Genomic DNA, 11,341 nt, shown 5'->3' on the forward strand with positions numbered 1-11,341 from the left:
ACCTAAAAAAGTCAATTATCAATCCGTAAAACTTTCTGATAAACTTCTTCTGTTAAAGCTGCTGATTGTAGCCAGGTGAACTTTTTTAACTGTTGATACCCCCGCTCAATATTGGAATTTCGAAGGGTCTTATTATCAAGAATTGCTTCAACAGACTGTAAAATATCAATATTGCTTTTGGGATTAAAATATACAACTGCATCACCGCCAACTTCGGTTAATGAGCTACTTCTACTGCAAACTACCGGGCATCCGCAAGAAAAGGCTTCTAAAATGGGGAGACCAAACCCTTCATACAATGTTGGATAAATCAATGCAGCAGCATTGGTATATAAGTAAGGCAACTCAGTTTCATCAGCAAATACCTGCTTTATTTTACTTCTAATTCCAAGTTTATCAAGATATCGTATTTCATGATCATTAAGTAAGTCGCCGGTACATACTAGATAAAGACCTGGTCTGTTCCTTAATAGTCCTGCGATAGCTTGTATGGCAAAATAAAAATTTTTATACACGCCTCTGTTTCCTACATATAAAACATATTCATCCGGCAGAGATAGTTTACATGCGCCTCCAATTTTATCTGAAAATCTCTTTAATGAACACCCATGATAAATAACCGTTATTTTATTTTCCTCAATCCCAAAAAAATCTATTAAATCTTTTTTTGTCTGTTCAGAAATCGCAATAAGATGATCAGCTCTATCTAAGATTTTTTTTGTTTTGTCAACAAATGTATAACCTAAAAAATACTCAGGAAATATTTGAATAATTAGGTCATGAACTGTTAACACGAATGGCTTATTGCCTAAATAATCAAGAAAATAATCATCATAATAAGTAGGATGAAAAACATCAAATTCGCCAGATTTTAATAAAGCGATAGTATCTTCTTTATTTAGCTGCTCATAAGAAGTTTGTCGTTGCCTGAACAATTTCTTATATTCTTTATACACTTTCCCAATAAGCCGGTTTCCTTTTTCATAACTACGTTTTCTACCAGTTAATGGAAGTAGTGTTTGTTGAAAGCCTGCCCACTTTCCTAAATAATTGTTCTCACTATATTTTACTGAAACCTGCCATTGCACTTTTTTGGTTTGCTGAAAACATTTAACCAGTTCTACAAAATACCTCGAAATACCTCCGATTTTTTGTGTCTCAAATATTTGATGATCGTATAAGACTTTCATTACTGCAAAGCAAAATAAGGCTGTTCTAACAGATGATAATTGATCAAAGCCCTGATATCTTTTTTTTGGCTGCTAAAAAATCCTGTTGCAGAAGACTTTCTAATTCAACAGGTCTAACTGTATTTATTTCCAGCCTACTTACAATTTTCTTTAAAAAATTCAATAACGGCCGCCCTTTACTTTTCTGAATTTCTTCAATTTCTATAAATGGGCTCGCACCTAATTTTTTCTTAGTAAACAAATGCAGAGTAGTCCCGTTTGTAAAAAAATGGTAGCCAAAACGCTGAGCCATTATTTCCAATGATTTCTGTGAGTAGAATGAAATATGCTGACCACTTTCAGGAGCAAAATACCACCAATCACTTATTGAGCTTAAAGCATTGCCAGGTAGTAATTGGGTGGAAAATAAAACTGATCCTGAATACTTTAAAATGCTTTCAACGTCTGTCATCGGATCTGTCAGGTGTTCAAAGACTTCAAAAGCTGTAACCAATTCAAACTTTGGTTTTGTTTGTAAGTCTTCTATATCCACATTATGAGCAAAAATATTTTGGCAATAAATGTCTTGCCTGTAAAAGTTAAAACCTTTATCTCGCATTAACCTCACAAACAGCCCGTAACCCCCTGCATAATCTAGAAAGATGCCTTTATAATCAAAAACGAGTTTAATTAACTTTTCGGCGATGTTTGAGAAAGATATGTTCCTGTAAACCAGCCCGACATCAGTTGAAGCAATTGCATTATCATAAGCTTCGGAAAGCCAGTGCGGTTCTTCTGTTTGTACAAAATGACAATTGTTGCATTGGTAGTACTTGACGCTGTATTTGTTTAAAATAGTAGCTTCAAAAATCTCTTTACTACCTCTGTTACATATTTTACAATTCATTTCTCTAAAATCATTTAATCAGTTGCAACCTTAACGTCCTCTTTAGACAGTGAGCACTTCTACGGCTTGAGCCACCTTTTCCACGATACTGTTTTACTAGTCCCGTTCACCGGAGAAGTTTCTGTTTTAACTTCGAAATCAATATTCTTAATGCAACCTTCCCTGAAATATTTATAGGGGGCTCCTCTATCATCTCCCATCTAAATAATTTTTGGAAATTAATATCAACACCGGGATTATAGTTCATCCCGTCTTCTTTGATCTCGAAATTCACCTCGTAACTTTTAAGATTTGCCAGGTAGTCTGTATCATTATGGGTATTTGTAGAATGGGTGCCAAATCCAACATTAGAAACTAAGTTATATTGTGGTGCAATTGATAATGCGTTGTTATTGAAAAGAGCAAATACCCACTGATAATCCCACACATGACGGTATAATTGATTTTTAGTTAATTTGAATATGTTGTGCCAATAATTATCAATTGTTGGATAATCAAAATATGCAGGTTTTTGGTCTTCTTTAAAAAGTTTTAATTCAAAATCAAATTTCTGCCAAGCGCGCCTCCAGGTCGCCCAGCCCCAGCAATGAGGTATTTTTGATAAATAATAAGAATCTGAACCTATTCTACTTAACTGAAAATTGTTTCCACTAACATGCATAATGCCTGTATCGTCCCTAAATTTCGAAAGCATCTTCCGACAGAACGAAAAAAAACTTCTCGTCGGCACCACATCATCTTCCAGTATAATTCCTTCTTCAACATTGTCAAAAAACCAGCTAATAGCAGAAGATACAGCTTTTCCGCAGCCCAAGTTTTCTGACCTAAATAATGTTTTTACCTCGCATGGCCAATCTATTCCATTTAACACAATGTTCCTGCATTCTTCACAAACAGCAGCCTCTTCAGGTCTAGATTCTCTCGCTCCGTCTGATGCAACAAATAAGGTTGATGGTCTTTGCTGCCTGATCTTTTCAAACACCTGCTTTGTAGTATCTGGTCTGTTGAAAATGACAAATAAAATAGGAGTGGTAAACATGTTAGTAGTAGGGCCACGATAAACTTTAATAATTCAAGTGGCGGTTTAACGCTTGCTTTTTCTAATTCTATCTACTATTAATTTTTATAACTTTCCACAGCATCTTGAATAATAGAAGATAAATTGCCGATTACGTGAGACATCTCAAAATCAGTTTCAATCTTTTCTCTTGCCTTTGCACCTAAATGGTCAGCATAGTCTGGCTGTTCGATTAACCTGATCATACAAGCAGCCATCGCATCAATATCATTTTCTTCAACGAGCAATCCATCCACTTCATTTGTTATGGTGTCCGCTATTCCATTATGATATGTGCTGATAACCGGCAGCCCCGTTGCCATAGCTTCCAGGATAGCTACAGGCAAACCTTCAGAATCTCCATCAGTTGTATGTATTGAATGCTGAACAAATGCCCTGCTTTGCTGCATATATTTTGAAACTTCCTCAGGAGCTAGTACTCCGGGAAATATTACACTCTTTTCTATTTTCAAAGCTTTAACTATCTGGAAGCAACAATCAAATAGACTTCCATTTCCTGCAATAATTAATTTTGCTTCTGAATGATCTTTTAAAACAGATGAAAATGCAAGAATTGTAAGATACGGAGCCTTCATGTTTACCAGCCTTCCTAAGGCTAAAAAAACAGGCGCATTGGAGGAAGGTGTTGTTTTTTTAAACAATGTCAGGTCTACACCCAATCCTATTTCAGTTAGTTTTTCTTTTTTTAAACCTAACTCCAATAATGTTGAAGAAGAGAAACTATCTACCGAAACAATACGTGTTGCCTTAAGGAACAGATCAGGAATTGAGTCTGAATAAAGGTTCAGGTTGTTCTTATTAAGGATGTCAGCTCCTCCGTGGGTATGTACTACAAACGGAATTTTCAGATCTGCACAAGCATCTTTTATCAGAACTCCTTTATACATAAATTCAGCAAGCACAATGTCAATCTTATTTTTTCTGAGGATGAAACGAAATGATTGGTCATTTAATTCTTCATCGTATGGGTAGCCTTTTATACTTGAAGGAATTTTATTTGCAATAAATGCAGGTAATAACTTGCATAAAAAGACTGTTGCTTTCGAAGTAAAACTTCTATTGATATATTCATCAGCAATACGCTGATCGTTTTTATCATAAGCGGGAAACCAACCACCATACAGGAAAAGTATATTGCCGGGAAGATGTTTTATATGATTTCGAATAAAAGTTTCGGAGTAAGCATTTCGATTAGGATTAACAATACAAATATTCAATTTCCTCATGTCACTAGATCCTGTTAAGCCTTTTTGAAAAGACTTTTGCTATTAGTTTTTTAGAAAAATTAGAGTGAGAATATTTAAGTAAAAAGTCGAACAACCACAAAGGTTGAAAATATTGATTCGCTATTTTATTTGTTTCAGCCTCGATCAATTTTTTGTTCCTATTGTCATTAGACATTCCATCTGTTGAGAAGAAAGCAATAATGATATTAATATATTGAAAAGCAATTCGATGCTTTATCAACGCCTTTGTATTCCATTCATAGTCGCCAAGGATTTTATAAGTTACATTAAAGTCTCCAATTCTGTCAAAAATGGTCCGTTTATAAAATGTAGCAGGGTGAGGAAAATTCGAACGCTTTAAATCCCAATCAAACTGAGTTGAAGCATGATCTGATAAAACAATATCGTGCCTTGAAATATCTTCCCAGATGAAACGTGCAAAAAAAACATCAGCTCGATTCAGCCTCATTTTACTAATTGCATAACTAAGAACATTAGAAGAAATATAGTAATCGCCAGCATTCAGAAAAATGAGTAAATCTCCGGTCGCATTTCTTATTCCCTTATTCATAGCATCATAAATACCGCTGTCCTTCTCACTGACAAAGCAATTGATCTTTCCTCCAAATGTTCTTACGATTTCTTTTGTTTCATCAGCCGATCCCCCATCAATTACAATGTATTCGAGGTTTGAATAGCTTTGCCCTAATACACTTTTAATCGTTTTTCCTATAACCTTCTCTGCATTTAAACAAACGGTTATAACTGATATTTTTGGCAATTCCTGTAACATTGTCCTAATTATTGGCAACTTCAAACAAATATGCCCACAACTTTTTTTAGTGCTTATTAAGCAGCCACAACTTCCATTAGAAATTCTTTGTATTTGGTTTTAAAATTCCCGACAGTATGATTAGTTGAAACAAATTCATATGAATTAAAAGACATCTTTTTTAACTGACATTCGTCCAAGGAACTAATCATACATAGTAAATCGGCTAATTCTCCTGCATTATTATTCTCAAGATAAAAGCCAGTATTTTCCGGCAACGTTAAGCTAACCGTTCTTGATATAACCGGTATGAGGCCCTTAGCCATACAATTTAAAGTACTGCCACCTCCACCTTCAGAAAATGAGGTACTCAACACCCAGGCGCATTCGGAAGTTATTTTTTTAAACACATCTCCTTCAACATCTACCCAACCAGCGATCTTTATGTTTGATGCTTGTGACAGTTGTGTACTCATTGTATCTCTGAACGTAGCATCTCTTTCTAAATCTCCGAGTATGTACAATTCGAGATGAGGTAACATTGTAAAGGCCTCAATTACAACATCTAATCCTTTCAGCAGCGCTCCGTGACTATTTAACCAAACAAATTTCGTCCTGGCTGAGGAAAAATCTTTTTCACTATTAATCTCCGGAGATGTAGTGACAGACATTGGTAGTTGATAGGCTTTCTTGCTATGTGCACCATATGTACTCTTTGTAAATTCATTACCAAAGATTGTGATAAAATCACTGTATTGAGCGCTATTGCCAGGAGTCATGATGCGTGGAGGTGCAATGGATATTCCCTTCTGTAAAAAAAAATCGTAATAACGTCCGAACTCTACCCAATTTTGGTATAGCCAATTAGCGTTCGTAGCATGAAAAATCTTCGTAGTATTTTTAGTTAGATACGGTAACAGTCTTTCAAGGTTGTTGTGATTATCTATTACAAGGCTATAATCTTTGTTCGGAACATAAGCTATATTATCCCAATGAATAACGTCAACATTAAACTCTAATTCGTGAAGGATTTCTGCAATAACAAAGCACTCCTGGTTATTGGAGTGATAATTTTTAACTCTATCAATAAAAGGATAAACTATATAAGAAATTAGTGCGTTTTTGCTAAAATTGGTTTTAAAAAAATTTTCAATAACTATATCCGATTCCTTAACAGGCTCTTTAGGTTTTAGATCATATCCGTGATGATGTGCTCTTTGCTTTAAAATGCTTACCTCCAAATCGGTTGCAACTGTTCTGATTTTATGTTGAATTTTTTTTATGATCACTTTTTCTGAAAGAGAAGAGCTAGTGTGTTATCGGTGTTCACTAAATAATAATCATTCACCAGTGCCCGATTTTTACCGATAAAATATTGAACAAAATCGAACCAGGCTTGCCTGCTATGTACAGGGATAATCGATACCTGCTTCTGCAGGAGATAAGGAAAGCGAAACTTCGAAAGCTGATTATTTATCCTCTCCACCAATTTCTGCTTCCGCCCCTTTGGTAATGGCCGTTCGATAGGAAAATCGAACCGGCCTAACCCGCCTGGTTCCATTTTAAAAAACTCATTTAAAAAAAGGTTGAATTGAAATAAAGGATTCGGAAATAATTCTAACTTTTTAAAACAATCCAATTCGTTCATTCTATCTAGAACAACCCTTTGCGACGTTTCAACCAACAAACCGTATTGCCTTTTTTCGGCCTTCTTCTCTGGCACTATAGAATAAAGGTAGGTGATCATATCAAGGTACCAGGGAGTCGGATATGCCGGAGATTGCCGCTCGTGCCATTGATGCAAAACAGGAAATTTGTCAACTTTCATTTGCTGCTTTTGACATCCGTTATTTTCTAACCTCACATACAGATCATCGTCTTCACCACCCCAATTTAAATAATACTCGTCAAAACAATTGACCGCTAACAGATCCGTTTTAGCTATTGCGCATAATCCAACATAGTTAATTATCGACTTTTCTAAATCACTTTTTGTAATGTTTGAATAGTCGGTATCAGCAGAGAGATAGTGACAATTAAAAGTATAAAATATGTTTTCAAAAGATAGCTGCTGCACACTCTCTAAGAAGTCAACAGGAAAAATAAGATCAATATCTGAAATAATAATTACGTCGCCAGAAGCTTTTCTAATTCCAGTATTCAATGCATGCGATCTGTTCCAGAACCAACCCCTTGTATCAGAATATAAATATTTAGCGAAGCCATAAGACGTAACCAAATCCTGCGCCTCTTTTTGAATATGAGGTTCACTTCCATAATCAACAAATATTAACTCAAAATTTTTAAAGATTTGTTCCCCCAAAGATTCCAGTACATATTTAATCCTGAATATTTCGCGATTTCGAAAACCAATTATAATAGAAAAGCAAGGGCTGTTAGTTTTGGTCATAATCGCATATTATATATAGAGAAACCGTAGTTTAAATAGAACACCGTGGATGCTTTAACACCTTTTGACTATTTAAACGTCACGTTTTTTATTTATTATATAATCTGCCATTTTTTTTTTGACGTAGTAATACTATCCTCCCGTGGAGCCCCGTTATTGACGTAGCTATAATGGTAAAAAAGATCTGCTTTTATGTTGGGAAGAGAATCGACTAAATGCTTAAATGAACTACAGATGCAATGTATTTCAGTCGCTCTTTCTAAAACTGCTATCCAATCAAAAATACTATTTGTTATAAAAGGTCTCACAACGGGCACTCCAGCTCTTACGTGTTGACTATTTATTTTAAAACCACGGGCAGCATCATCATGCACAAAAACAAAGTCACCGGGTAAATTAATATCACTCAACAGCATACTTTCGGCATGGGCATCTCTTTTAATGGTAAAAGACTCCCACCTTTCCTTAAAATCTACGTTCATAATACGATAGAAGTCTTTATCGAAATAATACCAGTCCATCATTTTATCGAAACCGATAATCATTTTCTGACCCTTCCATTGTTCCGCCAGCGTCTCTGCACCTTTCCAATCACTAATACTAACTATCTCAAACCCTTCCAGATCGGAATATAACTGTTGTATAGATGAGGAATAAGAGTGCTTACAAATGCAGAAGGCCTGCCCCAACATCCCCTTTTTCTTCAGGTACTTTAATCCTCCTGAAATAATAATATGATCACCAAGACCAAGGTGATGATAAATAAGAGTAGGCCCTACCTCTGCAGGTTTTTTCTTAAACAAACTTATTAGCTTTTTTGCTTTTTCGCTATCAGCCAACCTAATTCCTCGTTTAAACCAACCAATTCAAACTTGTCTTTATTTGCCTTAATGAACTCTTTACTTCTAAAGTGCTTTAAATGATGAATGTCGTCGAGAACAAGGATGTATTCTTTATTTCCCATTTCTTTGACTACCTGGGTAAATTCATAAAAGCCTATGCCTGCTGCAGAGTCTAAAATTATTAATGCAGAAGTACCGTTTATTGAATTAGAAAAATCAGAAAAGACATTATTTCTAAACGTAGGATGAACAGTATTTGTTTTTAAAATTCTTTTTAACCAGCTTTTCTTATTGAGGTTTATTCTATCCTGGAAAACGCCCACCATAATTTCCTGCAGGTAAAAATGCTTCGGCGTTGTTAAATGGTCAATGTATGCCTCTTTATAATTATCAAGGTTATCAAAAATGTCGTCATTAAGCAAAAAGTTTGCGGCTTCTACATAATCTACACTAATTCCAAAAACTGGTTCAATAAATTTATATTTTGCCAGGTTCTTCGTCGCCTTTTCAAAATAATTGTAATTGGCTTCTACCGTAATAAATCTTTTAGGAGTTTTATTAGCTTTAATAAATAAGTCTGCAATGGTTGCTGTTGAACCTGTGCCAAGATATGTTCCTGATTCAAACACAAGTTGAATATCTTCCTTTCTAATCACCTCAAACATCCGCTCCTGAAATTCCGCATCAACCACCATTTCAATAGATGCGCCCGGCTTGTCAGCATATAACTTCATAACTATTACCCAACTGGCATTTATTTTTTCAATAGTTCTTTACTAAATACCAATCCTTTGCGGGTATTAATTTTAGCTGAATAAAAGAAACTATTTTCAACAACATTAAATAATAATCCTTCTTCTTTATAAAACTCAACCTGGTCGTTAATTAGCAAAGCAAAATTTATTTGATATTCTCCTGGATAAAGTAGAAAATTGGCTAATTCGATATTAACAGAATAGGAACCTCTTTTCGTCTCTTGAACAAAGTTCTCGTCATCTGACAAATAAGAAGACACAATCTCTAACTCATCATAAAATCTTGTTATTGCAAAAGCGATATCAACTTTCGCCTCGCTTAGTTTTAAGTCAAAAGCCACTTGCAAACTAATTGCTGAACCAAATTCCACTTCCTCATTAATAGCTATTGATTTTAAAAGGAACATGTCGGAGTCAAACCATGCGTGGTTCCCATCTCCTTTGCCAAACCGCTTCTTTTTATCTGATTGTAAATACCACTTTAGTACTTCTTCAGTAGTATCTTGTTTTACAATTGCCCCTTTGTTCATCAATATAGAATTGTTACAAAGGCTTCTTATAGCGACAAGATTATGACTAACAAATAAAATAGTTCGGCCTTCTCCCCTGCTTACATCCTTCATTTTTCCAAGGCACTTTTTCTGAAACTCTGCATCACCAACAGCAAGCACCTCATCTACAATTAAAATGTCAGGTTCTAAATTAGCCGCTACTGCAAAAGCCAACCTAACATACATTCCGCTGCTATATCTTTTTACAGGTGTATCAATGTAGCGCTCCACTCCTGAGAAATCTACTATCTCGTCGAACTTACTTTTTATTTCATGCTTCGACATTCCGAGTATAGCACCATTTAGAAAAATATTTTCTCTTCCGCTAAGCTCTGGATGAAAACCTGTTCCTACTTCTAACAACGAAGCAACACGTCCTTTTAGTTTTACTTTTCCTGTTGTTGGGGTCGTTGTGCGACTAAGTATTTTCAACAAGGTACTTTTTCCGGCTCCATTCCGTCCTATAATACCCAGCACTTCACCTTGTTCAACCTCGAAGTTTACATCTTTCAAGGCCCATACATAATCGCTCTTGCCCTTAACCGTGCGGTCGTTTTCATCACCAATCTTTAAATAAGGGTCTTCTTTGCCTCTTACCCGATGCCAAAACCTGTTTACGTCGTGTGCAAGCGAACCCGTACCCACCTGTCCCAGGCGGTATTGCTTACTTAAATTTTCGACTTTAACAACAGTTGACAAGAAATTGGATTTTAAATAAATTTGATATTGAAGTGGAATACTGCTGGCGGCCTATACGGTGTCCATAAATGTTCTTTCGACCTTGCTGAAAACTAATAGCCCGATAAATAATATGATAACGATAAAGCCTCCACTATACATTAAATGAATTGGTTCAAGACTTCCTTTATGAAATAATGCATAACGAAAGCCTTCAACTATGGGTGTTAGCGGATTATAACGGATAACATTTATAAAACTTTTCGTGCTTAAATATGACAAGGGGTATGCAACGGGTGTAGCATACATTAACAACTGCACTGCAAAACCGATAAGCACAGTAAAGTCTCTGTATTTTGTTGTGAGCGATGAAATGATAATGCCCGCACCTAGTCCTAAAGCTGCCATCATTAAGACCAAAAGAGGGATTAATAGCCAGCTAGAGCCAAAATAGAAATCGTGATTTTTAATTCCAAAATAACTGATCGCAATAATGAGTAACAAAAACTGTATCCCAAACTTTATCATATTACTCATGACCGTGCTTAGGGGAATAACAAGCCGGGGAAAATAAACTTTCCCAAAAATACCGGCATTGGCGACAAACGTTCCTGAGGTGGCGTTGAGGCAGGCTGAAAAATAATTCCAGATGGTAATGCCGCTCATGTAAAATAAAACAGGTTCAATACCATCGGTTGGAATATTGGCGATCTTTCCGAAGATCATTACAAATACGATAGTAGTAAAAACAGGCTGTATGAAATGCCACAGAGGACCAAGGACAGTTTGTTTATATTGAGCGGTGATGTCACGTTTTACAAAGAGCAAAAGTAAATCTCTATAGTGCCAAATATCTCTGAGTTTAATATCAAAAAGGTGGGCTTGCGGTTCAATGATTACATCCCATTGAGAATCTTCTGCTTCCTGTGAACTTCCTTTATATTTTGTCACCT

At 35.6% G+C, this 11,341-nt stretch carries 11 protein-coding genes; all 11 read right to left on the reverse strand.

From position 1 onward, the window contains the following. Positions 1-11: 11 nt before the first annotated feature. The 11 genes from JWR87_RS05175 to JWR87_RS05225 all read right to left on the reverse strand — a co-directional run bounded on the left by JWR87_RS05175 (position 12) and on the right by JWR87_RS05225 (position 11,339). The gene (locus tag JWR87_RS05175; protein ID WP_297816403.1) at positions 12-1,088 is read right to left on the reverse strand and encodes a glycosyltransferase family 1 protein; all 1,077 of its coding nucleotides are present in this window, start codon (positions 1,086-1,088) and stop codon (positions 12-14) included. Between the two features lie 145 nt (positions 1,089-1,233). Then, entirely contained in the window at positions 1,234-2,076 is an 843-nt protein-coding gene (locus JWR87_RS05180; protein WP_297816405.1) for a class I SAM-dependent methyltransferase, read from the reverse strand. 106 nt (positions 2,077-2,182) lie between these two features. Beyond that, positions 2,183-3,058: a hypothetical protein gene (locus JWR87_RS05185; RefSeq protein WP_297816408.1), complete on the reverse strand. Its 876-nt coding sequence runs from the start codon at positions 3,056-3,058 to the stop codon at positions 2,183-2,185. Between the two features lie 134 nt (positions 3,059-3,192). Next, the gene (locus JWR87_RS05190) at positions 3,193-4,380 is read right to left on the reverse strand and encodes a glycosyltransferase family 4 protein (protein WP_297816412.1); all 1,188 of its coding nucleotides are present in this window, start codon (positions 4,378-4,380) and stop codon (positions 3,193-3,195) included. Between the two features lie 4 nt (positions 4,381-4,384). Then, positions 4,385-5,173, reverse strand: coding sequence for a glycosyltransferase family 2 protein (locus JWR87_RS05195; RefSeq protein WP_297816415.1), 789 nt, complete (start codon positions 5,171-5,173; stop codon positions 4,385-4,387). Between the two features lie 56 nt (positions 5,174-5,229). Beyond that, the gene (locus JWR87_RS05200) at positions 5,230-6,441 is read right to left on the reverse strand and encodes a glycosyltransferase (protein ID WP_297816417.1); all 1,212 of its coding nucleotides are present in this window, start codon (positions 6,439-6,441) and stop codon (positions 5,230-5,232) included. Beyond that, the gene (locus JWR87_RS05205; protein WP_297816420.1) at positions 6,438-7,562 is read right to left on the reverse strand and encodes a glycosyltransferase; all 1,125 of its coding nucleotides are present in this window, start codon (positions 7,560-7,562) and stop codon (positions 6,438-6,440) included. The genes JWR87_RS05200 and JWR87_RS05205 overlap by 4 nt, the downstream gene beginning before the upstream one ends. 95 nt (positions 7,563-7,657) lie before the next feature. Next, positions 7,658-8,365 carry a hypothetical protein gene (locus JWR87_RS05210; RefSeq protein WP_297816423.1) on the reverse strand — a complete coding sequence of 236 codons (708 nt, stop codon included), beginning with the start codon at positions 8,363-8,365 and terminating at the stop codon, positions 7,658-7,660. Positions 8,366-8,370: 5 nt separating this feature from the next. Beyond that, complete coding sequence (locus JWR87_RS05215) at positions 8,371-9,138, reverse strand: hypothetical protein (protein ID WP_297816426.1); 768 nt, start codon at positions 9,136-9,138, stop codon at positions 8,371-8,373. 20 nt (positions 9,139-9,158) lie between these two features. Then, on the reverse strand, positions 9,159-10,409 hold the full coding sequence (locus JWR87_RS05220) for a polysaccharide ABC transporter ATP-binding protein (RefSeq protein ID WP_297816429.1): 1,251 nt from the start codon (positions 10,407-10,409) through the stop codon (positions 9,159-9,161). A gap of 51 nt (positions 10,410-10,460) precedes the next feature. Further along, positions 10,461-11,339, reverse strand: coding sequence for an ABC transporter permease (locus JWR87_RS05225; RefSeq protein ID WP_297816432.1), 879 nt, complete (start codon positions 11,337-11,339; stop codon positions 10,461-10,463). Positions 11,340-11,341 lie beyond the last annotated feature (2 nt).

This window comes from Segetibacter sp., assembly GCF_025963695.1.
GTDB lineage: Bacteria > Bacteroidota > Bacteroidia > Chitinophagales > Chitinophagaceae > Segetibacter.

Excerpts from the sequence above, each read along its gene's own strand:
- JWR87_RS05190 (WP_297816412.1), bottom strand. The coding sequence starts at position 4,380 with ATGAGGAAATTGAATATTTGTATTGTTAATCCTAATCGAAATGCTTAC.
- JWR87_RS05215 (WP_297816426.1), bottom strand. The coding sequence starts at position 9,138 with ATGAAGTTATATGCTGACAAGCCGGGCGCATCTATTGAAATGGTGGTT.
- JWR87_RS05205 (WP_297816420.1), bottom strand. The coding sequence starts at position 7,562 with ATGACCAAAACTAACAGCCCTTGCTTTTCTATTATAATTGGTTTTCGA.
- JWR87_RS05180 (WP_297816405.1), bottom strand. The coding sequence starts at position 2,076 with ATGAATTGTAAAATATGTAACAGAGGTAGTAAAGAGATTTTTGAAGCT.
- JWR87_RS05195 (WP_297816415.1), bottom strand. The coding sequence starts at position 5,173 with ATGTTACAGGAATTGCCAAAAATATCAGTTATAACCGTTTGTTTAAAT.